The organism is Enterococcus sp. GPZ-007, assembly GCF_059374735.1.
Map to the genome: position 1 here is coordinate 127,130 of NZ_JCAFYN010000003.1, position 19,175 is coordinate 146,304.

The window sequence follows — 19,175 nt, forward strand, 5'->3', positions numbered from 1 at the left end:
TTATCCCTTCTTTCTGCCTGGTTTCTTCTTTTTAGCTACTGCTTTATAAAAAGGCTTCTTACCTTTTTTCTTTTTCTTCTCTTTGCCAGATTTCGGACGATCAGAATTTTTACCGTAGTTCTTTTCAGAATTTTTGTTATTCTTGCGTCCGCCAGTTGGTTTGCGTCTTTGATTGCGACGATTACCTCCTGGCACTTCCAATGCAGGTATCTCTTCTGCTTCCAGCAGTTCAAAGTCAATTTCTCGTGTTTCAGGATCAGATTTTGTCACTTTTACTCGAACCTTTTGACCAATCTTGAAGGTTTGACGTGTGCGCTCACCTACTAATGCTAACTGATTTTCAATGAAGTGGAAATAGTCTTGCTTTAATTCGTTTAAGTGAATCATGCCTTCGACTGTATTCGGCAACTCAATAAAAATTCCGAACTTCGTTACAGAACTGATAATGCCATCAAATTCTTCCCCGACTTTGTCCGCCATGTACTCCGCTTTCTTCATACTGTCGACTTCACGTTCAGCTTCCACTGCACGTCGTTCCATCTTAGAGCTGTGATCAGCGATCTCAGGCAAACTTTCCGCCCATTTTTCTTTCGTTGCATCGCTTTGATCCTGACTATAGGTCCGAATCAAGCGATGGACGATCAAATCGGGATAGCGACGAATTGGTGATGTGAAGTGTGTGTAATATTCCGCGGCTAATCCATAATGTCCATAGTTGTCTTCAGAGTAACGAGCCTGCTGCATACTCCGAAGCAACATCGTGTTGATTACTGCTGCCTCAGGTTTATCCTCCACATCGTGAATCACCTGTTGTAAGTCCTTCGGTGTGATGGTATTCTTGGTCCCTTTGACTAAAATGCCCAATGCTGCTGCAAAATCAAAAAAGCGCTGCATTTTTTCTTCCTTAGGTTGTTCATGGATCCGGTAGATAAATGGTAATTTTAATCGATTGAAATGTTCAGCCACTGTTTCATTCGCTGCTAACATGAATGATTCAATTAACCGTTCACCAACGCCGCGTTCCCGAAGTTCAATATCCATCGGATGGCCTTCCGGATCAACGATAATTTTGGCTTCACGATCTTCAAAATTGATCGCTCCGCGGCGATTACGACGTGTCTCAAGAATTTGATGTAATTCTTTCATTAAGTGGAACATTGGGACTAAATCATGATAACGTTCGATTGTTTCTGCTTTTCCCTCTTCCAAAATTTCATTCACTGCGCTGTAAGTCATCCGTTCTCTTGTCTGGATAACACTTTGAAAAATTTCATGATGCAAAATCGTTCCGCTTAGATCGATCTCCATTTCACAGCTCATTGTCAAGCGCGGCACTTGTGGATTCAAGGAACAAATTCCGTTTGATAATCGTTGCGGAATCATTGGAATCACCCGATCTGTTAAATAAACACTTGTCCCGCGCTCGAACGCTTCTTTATTTAATACACTCTCTTCCGTGACATAATAAGAAACATCCGCAATATGCACGCCTAAGAAATAATTGCCATTATCCAGCTTGCGAACCGTTACTGCGTCATCTAAATCTTTGGCATCAGCACCATCGATGGTAACAATCTGTTGGTCACGTAAATCACGTCGACCAACCAAATCGGATTCCGCGATTTTGTCAGGCACTTGTTCAGAAGCTGCCTGAACCTCATCTGGAAATTGAGTGGGGATGCCTTGAGCAATCACAATCGATAAAATATCCATCCCGGGATCGTTTTTATGTCCCACTACTTTAGTTACCATACCTTCCAAACTCGTAGCGTAGCCCTTTTCCGGATAATGTGTGATCTCTACGATGACAATGCTGCCATCAACAGGTTGAATTCCTTCTGCTGCAATAAAGATTTTAAATTGCGCGCTCTTCTTATCTTTCGGTGTCACATAGCCGAATAAATCGGATTCCGCAATCTCATCAACATCAAAGGCGGTGAATTCACCGACGATTTGTTGGATCTTTCGTTCCTTGATAGAAACGACTCGACCTTCCGCCCCACGATCAGAAAAAAGATCTGCTGTCTTTTGAATATCGATCATGACGATGTCACCGTCCATCGCGAAGTTTGTCGCTTCTTTTGGAATAAAGATATCCGGTTCTTCTGGGTCAATCGTTACAAAACCAAATCCCCGTTCATTACGGCGAAAGATTCCTTCGATTTCGATTGGTTGGAATGGCAATTTGATTTTGCCTTTTTTGTTAAACTCCACTGATTTTTCTCGTTCCATCTGAGCCACGGTTTGGACCAAAAGTTTAAAATCATCACTCTTACGCATATCTAAAACTTCTGCCAACTCTTCCATTGAAAGGCTTTTTTTGTTGGCTGCTTTCAATCCAGCCAGTATTTCTGCTTTAATTGTTTTTCTCTCCATTATTTTCTCTCCAGCCAAGACCGACTAAAAAATCTGCCACGTCTTGTTCTAATTGTCTTCGTTCCGGTCCCACTGTGATTACGTGTCCACTTTTTGGGTACCAGTTCAAGGTAAAGGATGTCTGCTGCAAATGGGCTGCCGTTTGGAAGACACCCTCTGCTTCGATCATTTCATCTTGTCCCGCCTGTGCCATGAAAAAGGGGCAATCGATTTTATCCAAATCGTTATAAGCGATCTGAGCATGCTTTTCTATCGTTGCCAGTTGTTTTTCTACCAAAGGGCGATAACTTTCGATTTTTTCTTCCGTTGCCTCCATGCCGTTCCGTTCCAAAACTTGTTTAGCATATAATAGGAAGTTTTTCGTCACATTGGTTTTTACTGGTGCGATCGGTGAACAGAAAAAGCCACCACCAATAAAACTCTCTGGCATCGCACTTAACAGGCGTGTCGCAAAGGTACCTCCCATCGATAGACCTAAAACAGCAATATCCTGATAGCCCTTATCCTGTAAAAACGCTACGGCCTGCTGACTATCCAGCCACCATTGTTCAGAGGATTCTTCTAAGATGTCCAGTGGTTCCGCTGTCCCATGACCGGTAAAAAGAGGCGCGTAAATCGTATAATCAAGTTTTTCTAAAGAGCGTGCCAACATCCGTACATCATTTGGGCTTCCAGAATAAGCATGCAGTAATAAAACCGCTCGTCTCCCATGAGGTAAAAACAGCGATTCAGGCATTTGGACCATGATCTTTCACTCCTAAACATTTTCTTTCATTTTCCTTCTAATATTAACAAAATCGTCCTATCTACTCTATCTTCAAGTGTACTTGATTTAGTGTAAATACAAAATAAAAAAGACCTCTCAAGTGAGAGGCCGGTTTTTATTTGCTTGATAAAAACATTAATACGAAGAGCAAAATCATCCAAATCGCACCTAAAACGGCGGTTGATCGTTGCATCACAGCTTCAAAGCCGCGTGCTTTTTGCTTTCCGAACAATTGATCTGCGCCGCCAGTGAAAGCACTTGCAGCACTATTTTGTTTGCTAGGTTGCATCATGATCGTAATGACGATGATCACCGATAAAACTAAGATAACGCCCAAAATAAAATTATACAAAAGCTGACCCTCCTTATTTCCAAACTACCTCATTTTTTACTTTAGCACAATTGAAGTCGTTTGACTAGGGAAGTTCCAAACTTATTTTCTTAAAACATCTGCATATTCTGATTTTTCCTCAAACTCTTTTTTAGCGAATGGGCAAAGCGGAATAATCTTTTTCCCTTCATTACGAGCTTTTTCTACACCAGCAGCGACCAATTTTTCTGCTAAGCCTTGACCGCGATAAGTTGGATCAACAAAGGTGTGGTCAATAATCATGATTTCTGGACCCGCATTCGACCAAGTCATTTCTCCAGCCTCTTCATTTGCATCATTTAATAAGACAAAACGTTCTTTTTCTTCTTTGATTTCCATTATGATTCTCCTGTTCGTTAAAATTTATTTACTTTTTGATGATATATTTCAAGGCGCCGCTTGGGCATGTATCCACGACATAGCTGGCATTTTCAACGCTGCCATTATCAGGGATGATCCACGGTCTGCGACCCACCTCAAAAATTTCTGGATTTCCTCTTACACAATTTCCAATGTGTGCGCAAATATCTTTGTTGTAATAAATATCAACGCCCTCACCATGATATTTGCGATAACCTTGGGCCACTAATTCTTCTTCGTTAACCGGCTCTTGATCAAATTTACTTCCGTCCATTTTCTATCACTTCCTTTAAGTAAGATTATAATGGGAATCAAGAAAAAATTACACTAAAGCGTCTTATCAGGTTAATAATCCCATTAGCGTTTGCATGGCTTGATGAGCATCCGCTTGGTCTGGAAAGGCTAAGATAAAGCATCGCCCACCTACTGTTTCTATCACTAATTCAAATACTCCGGCTTGTTGGCGGATCGAAAATGGTTTTAGGCTGTCCGCCGTGTAATACACATTTCTCGGTGCTTTGGTTAATTCATCTTCCTCCAGCACATGTAAGCCACGATTAGAAAAAATCAAAAAATGTTCTCCCTGGTCTTCGTATATTGCCAATTGATTTAAGCCATCCTCTGGAAATAGCGCTCTTAATTGAGCCTGCAGCAATAAAAAACTAGTCTCCTTCATGTGCCGCTCCCTTTGCTTGAATACGAGGAATCTCATTTTTTAGATAGGCTTGTCCTAGCTCATAATAATGCTGGGCATTCCCTCGATTTTTTTCGATTTCTTCTGGTGTCAATGGACGAATCACACGAGCTGGGGAACCAAAAGCTAACGAATTGGCGGGAATGATTGTCCCCTCTGTCACCAGCGAACCAGCACCGATCAAGCTATTTTCTCCGATTTCCGCATGATTCAAAATAGTTGTTCCCATCCCGATCAATGCACCTGAATGGATGGTGCAGCCGTGGATGATGCAAGCATGACCAATCGTCACATAATCTTCAATCACAGTTGGAGCGTCGTGATCCACGTGGACGATCGTACCATCCTGAACATTCGTCATTTTCCCAATCGAGATCGTATTGCTATCTCCCCTTAAAACACTTTGAAACCAAATCGTTGAGCCTTCGCCCAATGCGACATCGCCATAGATGTCCGCGCTATCTGCAATAAAATTTGTCATCTTCTATACCTCACTAAAATCTGCTATTTTGACAGTATCTCATTTTAACCTCTCACCTATGAGTATAGCATTTATCAAGTGTCTCTTCCTTATTAGCTTATTCCGATTGAATAAAATCATTTTTCATATACTTACAATTTTGCGAGGCAGTGTTTTTTGTACCTTAATGATCGGTTTTCTTGCATAATACAAACCAAAAAAGTGATACTCAAAAAGGCAGCACTAGCTAGTGCCGCCTTAAATCCTTTATTCCGCTTCTTCCATAAATTGACTATTATATAGCTGTTCGTAGAATCCGCCTTGTGCTAATAATTCATTGTGAGTTCCATGTTCGATGATTTGCCCGTTTTTCATCACTAAGATATGATCAGCGTCACGAATCGTAGATAAACGGTGGGCAATCACGAAACTGGTGCGTCCTTCCATGACACGATCCATCGCTTTTTGAATCAGACCTTCTAGCCGTGTATCTACCGAACTAGTGGCTTCATCTAAAATCAAGATCTTAGGATCGGATATAATTGCCCGGGCAATCGTCAGCAACTGCTTCTGACCAAGAGAAACATTATCGCCTTCAGAATTGATCTCCATCTCGTAACCGCCCGGCATTGTCCGAATAAAGTGGTCGACATTCGCAGTCTTAGCGGCATCAACAACTTCATAATCGGTCGCATCTAAACGTCCAAAACGGATATTATCGCCAATCGTCCCTTCATATAGCCACGCATCCTGTAAAACCATACCAAACAAGGAACGAACATCTGAACGATTCATTTCTTGGGTATTTACTCCATCGATCAAAATTCTTCCACTATTAATATCATAAAAGCGCATCAATAAATTGATCAAGGTTGTTTTACCAGCACCAGTCGGACCAACGATCGCCACGGTTTCCCCAGCCTTGACTTCAAAGCTTAAATCCTCGATCAATGGTTTCTTAGGATCATAACTGAATTGTACATGATCAAAAACCACATTTCCCTGTACTGGTTCTGGTAATGGCAGATCCTTTTCATTTAATACTTCTTCAGGTTCATCCAAGATTTCAAACACCCGTTTTGCAGATGCTGAAGCACTTTGGATCATTGAAGACAACTGAGTGATTTCTCCCATTGGTTGACTAACTTGCCAAATATATTGAATGAAGGCCTGCAGTTGACCAACTAAAATCACACCATGGATCACGTTCCAGCTGCCTAAGATTGCCATCGCAATGTATGTTGCGTAAGCAGTTAACTGAACCAACGGCTGCATCAAGCTTGAAACAAACGCTGCCCGAAAGCCAAATCGACGCAATTCGTGATTAACCGCGCTAAAGCCGGCTAATGTTTCTTTTTCTCGTCCGTACAGCTTCAGAACACTGAAGCCCGTCATATTTTCTTGTACATACCCGTTCAATTCTCCCAGTGAGTTCTGCATTCCCTGGAAATCCTTTTGCGAAACTTGGACGATTTTTCGCGTGATGATGATTGATAACGGAATCATGATCATTGATATCAAAGCCATCATTGGATTAATATAGAACATCATCGCGACTGCTAATAAAATCCCTAAAACAGCATTGATTGATTTGATGATCGCCTGCTGCATCGCATTGCTGACAGCATCCACATCATTGGTCACACGAGACAAAATATTTCCCTGTTGATTGCGGTCAAAATATGATACCGGCAAACGATTAATTTTGGCTTCGATATCTTCCCGCAAATCTCGCATCGCTGATTGTACAACGTTAGCCATCAACCACCCTGTTCCGAGCTGAGTGCCGCAATAAGCAATGCCGACAATCACGATCACAATCAACAACTTGAAAACATAGTCGAAATTGATCGCTTCACCTTGTGCGATATTTTTGCTGACTTCCGTAGTCGGCAGCCCGGTTAGATAAGGCATCCATGTTCCTAAGACTAAGGTTGTCACTGCGAGTATCAGCACAATAATAAAAGACTTTTTGTATGGATTGATATAATGCATTAAACGTTTTAAAGAAGAAATGCTTTTTCTCATGCCAATTCCTCCTTCGATAATTGCGAAGCAGCAATATCATAATAAATCGGACATTTTTCCAACAGCTCGTGGTGCGTTCCGATACCCACGACGTCTCCTTCATTTAAAACAACGATTTTATCCGCGTGCATAATCGTACCTACTCGTTGAGCGACAATCAGCACGGCAGATTCAGTTGTTTCTTTCTTCAAACGAGCTCGCAGCTTCGCATCTGTTTGATAGTCCAAGGCAGAAAAGCTGTCATCAAAAATATAAATCTCTGGACGACGAATTACCGCCCGAGCAATCGCCAATCGCTGCTTCTGTCCACCAGAGAAGTTACTCCCACCCTCTGCTAATTCTTCCTGATAACCATTCGGTTTTTGCGAGATAAATTCTGCAGCTTGTGCAATTTCGGCTGCTTGTTCCATCTCGGCCTGTGTGGCATCCTTTTTCCCATAGCGCAAATTTTCCTCGATTGTACCTGTAAAAAGTTGAGCCTTTTGCGGAATATATCCGATTTTTTCTCGCAGATCCTTTAAGCGATAGTCTCGCACATCAAGTCCGTCAACCAAAACCTGTCCTTCTGTCACATCGTAAAAGCGAGGAATCAATTGGATCAACGTTGATTTTCCCGAACCCGTACTCCCGATAAATGCCACCGTTTCACCAGGCTTTGCTGTAAAGCTGACATTGCGAATTACTGGGCTTTCTGAATGACCGGGATAAGCAAAGGTCACATTCCGAAATTCCAATGAACTTTTTTCCGTTGGTACTGCTTTTTTTTCAGGATTATCCTTGATTAATGGATCCATATCAAATACCTCTTGAATCCGTTCTGCTGAAACATTTGCCCGCGGGTACATCATAAAGACTGTCGCAAACAACATGAAAGAAAACAGTGCATGGAAGATATACTCGATGAAGGCGATCAATGTTCCTACTTCCAGCGATCCCTGATCAATCTGAATAGTCCCGTTCCAAATGATTAGGACCATGACAATATTAAATAGAAAGAAAAAGCCCGGCTGTGCAACGGCCATCAAATGAAACAGACTTTTCGAACTATTCGTATAGGCGTCGTTCACTACACGAAATCGCAGCTCTTCAAACTTCTCGTTGACAAAGGCACGGATCACACGCAAGCCTGAAAGATTTTCTCGTAAGATCCCATTGATATCATCCAAATTGTTTTGCTGTTTGGTAGATAGCGGTTCTGAATATTTTGCGATCAAGATAACCGCTAATAATAATATCGGCAATGCTAACAAAACATACATTCCTAAACCCGGGCTAGTTCGTATAATCAGATATAAACTCATCCCAAACATCATTGGGGTCATAAAGCCTGTAGTCAAGATATTTTGCATAAACAGCATGATCTGATAGGCATCATTTGTTGCTCTGGTAATCAGTGATGGGACACCGATCTGTTCATACTCCGAATGAGAAAAGGTTTGAACCTTTTCAAAAAGATCATCGCGAATCGCCGCGACCATTCGAGAGGTAATTTGAGAACTGAAGTAACGCAATGAAATACTCATAATGATCCCAACCACAGTGATCGCAATCATCACGATCCCCATCTTCTGTACATAAGTGAAATCGTTATTTCCAATCCCCTTGTCAATCATCATCGCCAAAATCGTAGGCAGCCCCAACTCAATCAAGATAAATCCAAAAACACTGATGAAATCAAACAATAATAGCTTTTTGTAACGCAATGTATACCGCAACATCAACTTCATTTTCTCGCCTCTCTCTATACCGTAATGACTCCAATATAGCATAAATTATTTACTTCTGCCTGCTTCCTAATTTGTTTTTTTATTTTTGTTTTTTAGACTTTCAGAAATTTTCTAAGGAATCCTCATTTCACTTCCTAGTTTCTATACTTCTTATTTATTCTGTGATAAACTACAGGTAATTGTTGTAAGAACAACCCAAAGAACGGTGAAATTGTTTTTTCAAGCAAGAAGCAAAGACGAGGCTTCTTCTCAACGCTTTCGCACAGGCTAAGATGTTGAGTATAAAAAATAGGCGGCAGCAGCCCCTCATTTTGTCGTGGAAAAAATTGCTATAAAGCAAATAAAGGAGATAGATTCATGATTTACAAAGTTTATTATCAAGAAACCAAAGAACGGAACCCAAAACGTGAGCAAACACAATCATTGTATGTGGAAGCAGAGAATGAAGAAATGGTTCACAACCTATTACGCGAGAACACCCCATATAACGTGGAATACATCCAACTTTTAGAAGGCAATCATTTAGAATATGAAAAAGAAAATGCCGACTTCAAGTTAATGGAGTTCTAGTATGAAACTTTCGCTAAAAAACAATGAAACTGGTGTCTTTGCCATTGGTGGATTGGGCGAAATCGGAAAAAATATGTATGGGGTTCAATTCCAAGATGAGATCATCATCATTGATGCCGGAATAAAATTTCCGGAAGACGATCTTTTAGGTATTGATTATGTCATTCCCGATTTTAGTTATGTTGTCCAAAATATCAACAAAGTCAAAGCATTAGTCATCACACACGGACACGAAGATCATATCGGTGGTGTCCCTTATTTACTGAAACAAGCCAATATCCCAATTTATGCAGGAGCTTTAGCATTAGCCCTGATCAAAAACAAATTAGATGAGCACGGTTTATTGCGTGATGCAGAGCTGCACGAGATCGATGAAGACTCGGTCATTCGTTTCCGTAAAACATCCGTTAGCTTTTTCCGCACCACTCACAGTATTCCCGATCCATTAGGTGTTGTCGTTAAAACTCCTTCTGGCAACATCGTGGAAACTGGCGACTTCAAATTCGACTTTACTCCTGTTGGTCAGCCAGCGAACTTGCACCGGATGGCTAAACTTGGCGAAGAAGGCGTGTTGTGTTTACTTTCTGATAGTACCAACGCGGAAGTGCCGACATTCACTAAATCTGAGCAAACGATTGGCCAATCGATCTTGCGGATTGTTGAAAAAGTTGAAGGACGGATCATTTTCGCAACCTTCGCATCCAACATTTCTCGTTTGCAGCAAGCTGCTTCAGCCGCTGTTGCCACTGGACGGAAAATCGCAGTATTTGGACGTAGCATGGAGAATGCGATCGTCAACGGTCAAAAATTAGGCTACATCACCGTTCCAGATGGAACATTCGTAGATGCTCATGAAATCAACAATTTGCCTGCAAACGAATTGATGATTTTATGTACCGGATCACAGGGCGAACCAATGGCCGCTCTTTCTCGGATCGCGAATGGTACCCACCGTCAGATTCAAATTCAGCCAGATGATACCGTGATCTTCTCAAGTTCACCGATCCCTGGAAATACAACCAGTGTTAATCATCTGATCAACTTGCTTTCTGAAGCTGGCGCTGAAGTGATCCATGGAAAAGTCAATAACATCCACACTTCTGGACACGGAAGTCAACAGGAACAAAAGTTAATGCTGCGTTTGATGAAACCGAAATACTTTGTTCCGATCCATGGGGAGTTCCGTATGTTGAAGATCCATACAGGTTTGGCACAAGATACCGGTGTTCCTGAAGAAAATTGCTTCATTATGGAAAATGGCGACATGCTTGCTTTAACCGCTGATAGCGCGCGCCGTGCTGGTCATTTTAATGCCAGCGACGTCTATGTCGACGGTAGCGGTATCGGTGATATCGGAAATGTTGTTTTACGTGATCGCCGAATTCTTTCCGAAGAAGGATTGGTTCTTTCCGTAGCGACTGTCGATATCGAGAAGAAAGAAATCCTAGCTGGTCCAGACATTTTATCTCGCGGATTTGTCTATATGCGTGAATCTGGTGAAATGATCAATGAAGGCCAACGGATTTTATTCCATGCATTGCGAGAAGCCTTGAATGAAGCAGGCTGTACGGAAGCAAAACTAAAAAATGCAATGGTCGCCGCACTGCAGCCATTCCTTTTTGATCAAACTGAACGTCATCCAATGATCTTACCAATGATCATGACACCTGATAATTAAGCAAAACATCTATCTGATTCCTCAGATAGATGTTTTTTTGGATAAAATCCCTATTATTTTTGATTTATGTAAATAACTAGCGATTTTTTTGCAAAAAAAAATATTATTTTTCTGAAATTCTCAAAAAATCGATTGACAATTAATCCGTTTATTTGCACAATGAAGGTTAGTTAGAAATAAATAATAACTAACTTTAGTTATTTTATGATTTATTTAATCTAGAATAAAGGAAGATAAATTATGGTAAGAACACAACGCGTTCAACGAAGCCACATCATCGACGGCGCTTATCAGCTGATTATTAATGAAGGCTTCAAAAAATTTCATGCCCGTAATATCGCACAACACATCGCTTGCTCGACTCAACCGATCTATCGTGAATTTACCAATCTGGCTGAACTGAAGTCCGTTTTGACCAATCGGATCTTAGTAAAATACACTGATTTTTTAGAGGATCAGGAACCGAAAACGCTGCAAGCACTGTCAACGGCGATCACAAATTACGCGATGGATTATCCAGATGAGTTTCATCGCTTTTTCCTTCAGGATTCTGACACGATCCAATTAGTCAAGCAAGTAACGAGAGAAAGCTTTGCCGCGATTCAATCTGAAAAAAACAAAGGGCTCCTTTTTGATTTCTTTTGGCAATACTGCATCGGAAAAGCGGCTCTGGCTATTAATAATGCCAATCATACCGACAATTTGGAAGAAGATCGCTTTTTCCAATTATCAATGACGGACTGATCATCTGCGGAAAAAAACTGCTACACTTTGATTCCACTAAAAAAGCCTTAGAGAAAATTCTCTAAGGCTTTGTCATATTATTGCTTATTCACGTTAGCTGCTTGAGGTCCGCGATCGCTTTCTTCAACATCGAAAGTTACTGCTTGTCCTTCTTCTAATGTTTTGAAGCCGTCGCCTTGGATAGCTGAGAAGTGTACGAATACATCGCTGCCATCTTCACGAGTGATGAAGCCAAAACCTTTTTCTGCGTTAAACCATTTTACTGTTCCGTTTTCCATGAATAAAATCCTCCTCGTGCCTAAGCACTTATTAAGTATGTGTAACATTGCCAGCTTACGAAAAGGAAAACATATGTATACCAACTCGCAACTCAAACAAAATTACAATAATAGTTTACCACTGTAGTTATTCTATGCGCAAGGGTTTTCAATTGCTACTTTAAGTACTTTTCTTCACGTAAACTGAAATATTTGGTTTCTCCGACGATAATATGGTCTAATAACTCAATTCCCATCATCGCTCCGCACTCCCGAACACGCTCAGTAAAATCTAAATCATTTTGCGAAGGCGTCGGATTTCCCGAAGGATGGTTATGCCCTAGAACCACTCGTGCTGCACTGATCCGCACCGCTTCCCGAAATATTTCACGTGGATGTGCGATCGATTGGTTCAATGATCCGATAAAGATTGTTTTTTGCAAAATGATCTCATTTTTAGTATTCAAGAAGAAGGCTACTAAATGCTCCTGTTGATAATCCTTCAATTCTGTGATCAGAAGCTGTCCCAATGAAAGACTCGATTGGATTTTCCCCATCTTTGGCTGCAAAGCTCGATTGATCCGATACCCGAATTCCATCATCGCCTTTAATTCAATCGCCCTAGTCTCACCGATTCCTTTAAATTGCTGAAGCTCCTGCAATGTCGCGTGTTTTAAATCATACAATGCCGGGTATTCCCGTAAGATGCTGCCGGCCAGCTCCATGACATTTTGCTGTCGTGTTCCACTTCGCAAAATAATTGCCAATAATTCTTGATCTGATAAATGCTTTTCGCCTTCTCTTAGTAAGCGTTCCCGTGGCCATGAGCTTTCAGGCAGCTCCTGTAATAACAAACTTTTCTCCATAAAAAAACTCCTTTGCTGCTTTTATCTAAAGTACGCAAAGGAGTTGCTTTTTTATGCTTCTAAATAGTTGATCACTTCATGCAGAGAGGTGAAAACGGCTTCTGTCTTTTCCTTCAAATCTGCTGTCGGCGGTACAATATCTGGTACCATTACTACTGGAACACCTGCCCCTTCAGCGGCTAGAATCCCATTTTTTGAATCCTCTAACACTAAACCATCCGCAGGATTAATTCCTAAACGATCCGCTGCAATCACAAAGATCTCTGGATCTGGTTTCGCAAATTTTACATCTTCAGCTGAAATAATATCAGAGAATTTGTCACGAATCCCCGCATGCTCTAATAAAATCTCAATCATAGGACGTACATTGCTGGAGGCTAATACCCGCGGAATATTATTATCCTCTAGATACGCTAACAGCTCATGAACTCCCGGTTTCAAGTCGACTTCGCCGGTTTTGAAACGGTCGTGAGCCATGCCCCAGCTCTCGTCGATAAATTTTTGAACCGTCTCTTCACCATGATCCGCAAAGATCTTATGCAGATCTGCCCAGACCTCTTCATCTGAGATACCAATGTATTTCGCATAAATCTCTTTAGTGAAAGGCAGATTGTATTTCTCCGCTACCACTAAATTCGCTTCACAATAAATTGATTCCGTGTCAAACAACAAGCCATCCATATCAAAAATGATTCCCTTAACTTTTTTCATCCGTACCTCCTAAGGTTAATAATAATTGACGTACTTCAGAGACGAAGTACAGTGATCCCGTAATTAATAGTAAATCATCAGCGCCCATATCCTCCAACAACTCTCCTAAACCAAATTGCCATAGAGAGACAACCTCAAAGCGACTGTCTAAATGATCAAAGCGACTTAGATTCAGCGCCTTCGGATATTCAAAGGTTGTTAAGTAAATGTGCGCGTTGGGAATTTCTGATAGCATCGCTAACATCTGATCGACATCCTTCGTTTCCAACGCGGAAAAAAGAATCTTTATATTATAGTCGCGGAATTCACGTTTCATATTTTCTACTAAGCGTTTGATGGCGTGCCCGTTATGCGCTCCATCCATCACGATCAATGGTTCTTCGCTAATTTTTTCCATCCGAGCGGGCCATTGCGCTTTCGCTAATCCCTTCTGAATGGTTTTTTCTTCAAAAGGCAAGCCCTTTTGCTCACAGTATAGATGATATAATTCAATCGCAACTCCGGCATTTTCTACCTGATGACGGCCTAATAGCGGAACCTTCAATGAAGAGAGCTTCCCTGCTGAATCCGTAAAGCTGAACAATTCACCCCAATTTGCATCAGGGCGCAAATAATCTACTTGATACTCTTCGCCATAACGGTAGATTTTAGCTGTTTCAGCAGCCGCTTTCTCAACGATCTCGATTAGTGGTCCCTTGGTAATTTTTCCTGTAACTACAGGAGTATTTTGTTTTATAATTCCGGCCTTTTGCTGTGCAATTTCATTTAAGGTATCGCCTAAAACATCCATATGATCGTAGCCAATTGTTGTGATCGCAGTCAAGATTGGTTCGACCACATTGGTTGAATCCAGCAAGCCACCTAAACCAACTTCAACGATCGCAACGTCGACCTGCTCTGTTGCAAAATAATCCAGCATGATCGCCGTCAGAATCTCAAATTCTGTGATGCCGCTGATTTCTGGGTCTTGGTCAAGTTCATCAACGATCGGCTGATATTTTTCTACGTAATGAATCAGTTGACTGTCTGGGATCGGCTTTCCATCAATCGCGATTCGCTCGTTGAACTCTTCAACGTAAGGAGATGTAAAACTGCCAACAGTAACACCCGCTTCGATTAAGATACTGCGTAAATAGGCAACCGTCGACCCTTTCCCATTTGTTCCGGCAATATGGATTACTGGAACTTTTTTTTCAGGATTCTGTACTTTATTCAATAAAGCTTGGATACGATCTAAACCTGGGCGTGACCCAAATTTTTTCCGACTATGGATCCAAGCGACTGCTTCTTTTATCGTCAACATTATTCGCCTCATTTATCTCATTTTTTGCATGCCTCTAGTATAGCAAAATTTCTCAAAGAAAGATTGTGCAGCAGAGACTAAATCTTTTAAAAAACGAAAAACTCTTAACTATTACTACTCTCATTTTTCAGATTCGTCAAAAAAATGGACGCGACCATGGTAAAGTCACATCCATTATTTCGTTTGAATATTTTAAGAGATTGTCCGCAAGCTTTCGATCCGTTCTTGGACTGCCGCTTGTTTTTCTAAATAATCTTTTTCTTTCGCCCGTTCTTCAGCTACTACGTTCTCAGGTGCATTTGCTACGAAGCGTTCATTTGCTAATTTTCCTTGAACGCGTTTCACTTCGCCGTTCCATTTTGCTAATTCTTTTTCAAGACGTTTGATCTCTTCTTCAATGTTGATCAAGCCAGCTAATGGCAGATAGATCTCTGCACCAGTCAATACAGCAGACATCGCCAAATCAGGTGCTGTAATGTCGCTTGCAATCACCAATTCTTCTGGATTACAGAAGCGTTCGATGTAGCTGGTGTTTTCGATTAAGAATTCATCGACTTTTGCATCATTCGTTTTAATCAATAAAGTGATCGGTTTTGAAAGCGGCGTATTTACTTCAGCCCGAATATTCCGAACCGAACGAATCAGCTCTTTCAAAACTTCCATTCCTTTTGCAGCTGTTTCATCATTGTTTTCTGGATGAACCACTGGATAATCTGCAACAACTAATGATTCGCCAGTATGAGGAATCTTCGCCCAAATTTCTTCTGTCACAAATGGCATGATCGGATGTAATAGGCGCAAGGTTTGGTCCAATACATAAACTAAGATACTCTTTGTCGTTTGTTGAGCCGCTTCGTCTTCCCCATAAAGAATTTCTTTACTCATTTCAATGTACCAGTCACAGAAGTCGTCCCACATGAAGTTGTACAATTGACGCCCAGCTTCACCAAACTCGAATTGATCAAATAGGTTCGTCACTTTTTCAATGGTTTCATTTAAGCGAGTCAAGATCCAACGATCTGCCACTGTTTTCTCACCAGAGAAGTCAATATCCTCAGCTGTAAAGCCTTCAACATTCATGATTACGAAACGAGAGGCATTCCAAATTTTATTGATAAAGTTCCAAGCAGCGTCCATTTTTTCATAACTGAAACGCACGTCTTGACCAGGTGCAGAACCGGTTGATAAGAACCAGCGTAATGCGTCGGCGCCGTATTTTTCAATGACATCCATAGGATCAATCCCGTTGCCTAATGATTTACTCATCTTGCGACCTTGCTCGTCACGAATCAAACCGTGAATCAAAACATTTTTAAATGGACGTTCATCTGTAAATTCCAAGCTTTGGAAGATCATCCGGCTAACCCAGAAGAAGATAATATCGTAACCAGTAACTAACGTGCTGGTTGGGAAATAGCGTTTGTAGTCTTCGCTGTCTTCATCCGGCCAGCCCATTGTAGAAAATGGCCACAACGCCGAACTGAACCATGTATCCAATACATCTGGATCTTGTTCCCAATTTTCGCTATCCGCAGGAGCTTCCATGCCGACATACATTTCGCCGGTTTCTTTATGATACCAAGCTGGTATACGATGGCCCCACCATAATTGACGAGAGATTACCCAATCGTGAACATTTTCCATCCAGGTCATAAATGTGTTGTTGAAACGTGGCGGGAAGAATTCTACCGCATTATCCGTATCTTGATTTTTTACTGCTTGATCAGCTAATGGCCCCATCTTAACAAACCATTGAGTCGATAAACGCGGTTCTACAACAACGCCAGTACGTTCTGAATGCCCAACGCTGTGAACCATTTTTTCAACTTTGATCAGACGACCGATTTCTTTCAAATCGGCAACGATCGCTTTACGCGCTTCAAAACGATCCATTCCTGCATATTTGCCGGCTAGTTCATTCATACTTCCATCTGCGTTCATTACATTGACCCGCGGTAAGTTATGACGATTACCAACCTCAAAGTCATTCGGGTCATGGGCCGGCGTAATTTTTACCGCACCTGTTCCAAATTCACGTTCTACATAACTATCCGCAATAATCGGAATCTCTTTTTCAACTAATGGTAAAATCACTGTTTTACCGACTAAATCTTGATAACGCTCATCATCAGGATGTACAGCAATTGCAGTATCCCCTAGCATGGTTTCTGGACGAGTTGTCGCAATTTCCAACACGCCGCTGCCGTCAGTTAACGGGTAAGAAACATGATAAAAGGCACCCTCTAAATCTTTATGGATCACTTCAATATCAGATAGGGCCGTTTTTGCTTGCGGATCCCAGTTAATAATGTATTCCCCACGATAGATTAAGTCTTTTTCGTACAATGATACAAAAACCTTACGTACCGCATCTGACAACCCATCATCTAGCGTGAAGCGTTCACGACTATAATCAAGAGATAAGCCTAGCTTCGCCCATTGCTCACGAATATGTCCAGCGTATTCTTCTTTCCATTCCCAAACTTGATCGACAAATTTTTCACGACCAAGATCATAACGGGAAATACCTTGTTCTCTTAATTTTTCTTCAACTTTTGCTTGTGTTGCGATACCCGCGTGGTCCATCCCAGGTAGCCATAAAGTGTCAAAGCCCTGCATCCGTTTTTGACGGATGATCATATCTTGTAACGTTGTATCCCATGCATGGCCTAAGTGTAGTTTTCCAGTTACGTTTGGTGGCGGAATAACAATCGAATAAGGTTTAGCTTGTTTATCCTCTGATGGTTTGAATAAATCTTGATCTAGCCATTTTTGGTAACGTCCCGCTTCAACTTCTTGCGGATTGAACTTTGTTGGTAAATTTTCAGTCATATTGGTTCCTCCTAAAATTAATGAATTAAACTTCGATACAAATTTTCTTTAGATGAAACAAATCGGGGCAAATTCCTGCACAAAAGACTATTTTTCGAAAATTTCGAGAAATAACCTTGATTGTCATCGCATACGATCAGGCTAAATTGGCTGTACACTAATTTGTAAAAAACTATTATTAAGTTTCAAGCATGACAAACTGCAAAAAGCCTGACTCGCAAAAAAGCCCTAAAACACAACTGTGTTCTAGGACGTAAAATACGCGGTACCACCTAAATTGCAGAAATAATCTGCCGCTCAAACATGTATAACGGTCATGCGCCGTGCGCTCCTACTTACTTCAGATCGCAGAACTCCCAAGCTACCTTCCATGAGTCATAGTGAAAATGTTTCAGCCGTGCATCTTCTCTCTAAGACTTTATTGCTCATGTACTCCTCTTGATCATCGTCTGACTCATTCTACAATGAAGTCGGAAACTTGTAAAGTCCTACTGTCCATCAAAATAAATCAATGTCTGCAATTCTGAGGTCAGATCAATATAATGAACATGGACATTTTCTGGTACTTTCAGCGGGTCTGGAGCAAAATTCAAAATAGCTGTAATGCCGTTAGCCACCACTTGATCAATCGCCTCTTGAGCATTTTGACTCGGGACAGTTGAAATCGCAACCGTGATATTTTCTTTGGCTAACACATCATTTATTTCATCAATCGAATAGATATGATAGCCGCAAAGTTCTTTGCCGACCTTTTCGGGATCATTATCAAAAGCACAAACAATATTCAAATTTTCATTGCGGCGAAAGTTGTTGTTCAAAAGTGCTTGCCCTAAATTACCGCAACCAATTAAAGCGATCCTTTTTTCTTCCTTTGTTTCCAGCATATCACTAAAAACCTTGATCAAGTCACTAACGTCATAGCCATAGCCGCTACGTCCCAGTTCGCCAAAATGAGAGAAATCGCGGCGAATCGTTGCAGATCCAACTTGTGTCATTTTGCTCAATTCAGAAGACTTAATACGGGTAACCCCATTTTTTTCTAATCCTTTCAAACAACGCAAATACAAAGATAATCTTTTAGTTGTTGCTTTCGATAACTGTGGCTTTTGAATGATCCGTTCCATGATCGTACTCCTTGTTCGTTTTAATGTAATAATTTTTTTCAAAAATTAGGTTGATTCTCACGCCATATATCATTCCTCTAACCTGCTAAAGTAGGAAGGGGAACTGGCATCCTTGTTCGTTTTAATGTAATAATTTTTTCAAAAATTAGATTGATTCTCGCGCCGTATACCATTCCTCTAACCTGCTAAAGCAGGAAGGGGAACTGGCATCCTTGTTCGTTTTAATGTATAGATATCTATTAAAAGAAAAATCCCCGACCCTTTGTTAAATACTTCACATAAACAATTCTAACATGTAAAAAAAGCAAT

18 protein-coding genes and 1 other annotated feature are annotated in these 19,175 nt (G+C 41.1%); of the genes, 3 read left to right on the forward strand and 15 right to left on the reverse strand.

Annotated features, from left to right (window positions below):
- The 9 genes from rnr to AC4J95_RS03440 form a co-directional block, all read right to left on the reverse strand.
- Positions 1-2,376 (reverse strand): ribonuclease R, encoded by a 2,376-nt coding sequence (gene rnr / locus AC4J95_RS03400; RefSeq protein ID WP_494548602.1) that lies wholly within the window; start codon positions 2,374-2,376, stop codon positions 1-3.
- Positions 2,357-3,121 (reverse strand): alpha/beta hydrolase, encoded by a 765-nt coding sequence (locus AC4J95_RS03405; protein ID WP_494548603.1) that lies wholly within the window; start codon positions 3,119-3,121, stop codon positions 2,357-2,359. The genes rnr and AC4J95_RS03405 overlap by 20 nt, the downstream gene beginning before the upstream one ends.
- 136 nt (positions 3,122-3,257) lie before the next feature.
- Positions 3,258-3,494 carry a preprotein translocase subunit SecG gene (secG, locus tag AC4J95_RS03410; protein WP_010746758.1) on the reverse strand — a complete coding sequence of 79 codons (237 nt, stop codon included), beginning with the start codon at positions 3,492-3,494 and terminating at the stop codon, positions 3,258-3,260.
- 81 nt (positions 3,495-3,575) lie between these two features.
- Positions 3,576-3,851 (reverse strand): GNAT family N-acetyltransferase, encoded by a 276-nt coding sequence (locus tag AC4J95_RS03415; protein WP_410470549.1) that lies wholly within the window; start codon positions 3,849-3,851, stop codon positions 3,576-3,578.
- A gap of 28 nt (positions 3,852-3,879) precedes the next feature.
- Positions 3,880-4,146: a (4Fe-4S)-binding protein gene (locus tag AC4J95_RS03420; protein WP_316404628.1), complete on the reverse strand. Its 267-nt coding sequence runs from the start codon at positions 4,144-4,146 to the stop codon at positions 3,880-3,882.
- Positions 4,147-4,212: 66 nt separating this feature from the next.
- On the reverse strand, positions 4,213-4,548 hold the full coding sequence (locus AC4J95_RS03425) for a hypothetical protein (RefSeq protein ID WP_316404630.1): 336 nt from the start codon (positions 4,546-4,548) through the stop codon (positions 4,213-4,215).
- On the reverse strand, positions 4,535-5,047 hold the full coding sequence (locus AC4J95_RS03430; protein WP_494548604.1) for a gamma carbonic anhydrase family protein: 513 nt from the start codon (positions 5,045-5,047) through the stop codon (positions 4,535-4,537). The genes AC4J95_RS03425 and AC4J95_RS03430 overlap by 14 nt, the downstream gene beginning before the upstream one ends.
- Positions 5,048-5,293: 246 nt before the next feature.
- Complete coding sequence (locus tag AC4J95_RS03435; protein WP_494548605.1) at positions 5,294-7,054, reverse strand: ABC transporter ATP-binding protein; 1,761 nt, start codon at positions 7,052-7,054, stop codon at positions 5,294-5,296.
- Positions 7,051-8,781: an ABC transporter ATP-binding protein gene (locus AC4J95_RS03440; RefSeq protein ID WP_494548606.1), complete on the reverse strand. Its 1,731-nt coding sequence runs from the start codon at positions 8,779-8,781 to the stop codon at positions 7,051-7,053. Before AC4J95_RS03440 ends, AC4J95_RS03435 begins: the two co-directional genes overlap by 4 nt.
- A 357-nt stretch (positions 8,782-9,138) precedes the next feature.
- On the opposite strand from AC4J95_RS03440, the gene AC4J95_RS03445 reads away from it, so the two are divergent.
- From AC4J95_RS03445 to AC4J95_RS03455, 3 genes are all read left to right on the forward strand, one after another.
- Positions 9,139-9,351 carry a DNA-directed RNA polymerase subunit epsilon gene (locus tag AC4J95_RS03445; RefSeq protein WP_010746765.1) on the forward strand — a complete coding sequence of 71 codons (213 nt, stop codon included), beginning with the start codon at positions 9,139-9,141 and terminating at the stop codon, positions 9,349-9,351.
- A gap of 1 nt (position 9,352) precedes the next feature.
- The gene (gene rnjA / locus AC4J95_RS03450; RefSeq protein WP_494548607.1) at positions 9,353-11,029 is read left to right on the forward strand and encodes a ribonuclease J1; all 1,677 of its coding nucleotides are present in this window, start codon (positions 9,353-9,355) and stop codon (positions 11,027-11,029) included.
- A 240-nt stretch (positions 11,030-11,269) separates the two neighbouring features.
- On the forward strand, positions 11,270-11,773 hold the full coding sequence (locus AC4J95_RS03455; protein ID WP_316404639.1) for a TetR/AcrR family transcriptional regulator: 504 nt from the start codon (positions 11,270-11,272) through the stop codon (positions 11,771-11,773).
- 77 nt (positions 11,774-11,850) lie between these two features.
- Here the strand turns inward: AC4J95_RS03455 and AC4J95_RS03460 are convergent, their stop codons facing one another.
- From AC4J95_RS03460 to AC4J95_RS03485, 6 genes are all read right to left on the reverse strand, one after another.
- Positions 11,851-12,051, reverse strand: a complete 201-nt coding sequence (locus AC4J95_RS03460; RefSeq protein ID WP_010781607.1) for a cold-shock protein — start codon at positions 12,049-12,051, stop codon at positions 11,851-11,853.
- A gap of 155 nt (positions 12,052-12,206) precedes the next feature.
- Positions 12,207-12,896 (reverse strand): RadC family protein, encoded by a 690-nt coding sequence (gene radC / locus AC4J95_RS03465; protein WP_494548608.1) that lies wholly within the window; start codon positions 12,894-12,896, stop codon positions 12,207-12,209.
- A gap of 51 nt (positions 12,897-12,947) precedes the next feature.
- Positions 12,948-13,607 (reverse strand): HAD family hydrolase, encoded by a 660-nt coding sequence (locus AC4J95_RS03470; protein WP_494548609.1) that lies wholly within the window; start codon positions 13,605-13,607, stop codon positions 12,948-12,950.
- The gene (locus AC4J95_RS03475; protein WP_494548610.1) at positions 13,594-14,922 is read right to left on the reverse strand and encodes a bifunctional folylpolyglutamate synthase/dihydrofolate synthase; all 1,329 of its coding nucleotides are present in this window, start codon (positions 14,920-14,922) and stop codon (positions 13,594-13,596) included. The genes AC4J95_RS03470 and AC4J95_RS03475 overlap by 14 nt, the downstream gene beginning before the upstream one ends.
- A 180-nt stretch (positions 14,923-15,102) precedes the next feature.
- Positions 15,103-17,742, reverse strand: coding sequence for a valine--tRNA ligase (locus AC4J95_RS03480; RefSeq protein WP_494548611.1), 2,640 nt, complete (start codon positions 17,740-17,742; stop codon positions 15,103-15,105).
- A gap of 244 nt (positions 17,743-17,986) precedes the next feature.
- Positions 17,987-18,197, reverse strand: a binding site (T-box leader).
- Positions 18,198-18,230: 33 nt separating this feature from the next.
- Complete coding sequence (locus AC4J95_RS03485) at positions 18,231-18,866, reverse strand: redox-sensing transcriptional repressor Rex (RefSeq protein ID WP_494548612.1); 636 nt, start codon at positions 18,864-18,866, stop codon at positions 18,231-18,233.
- Between the last annotated feature and the right edge of the window lie 309 nt (positions 18,867-19,175).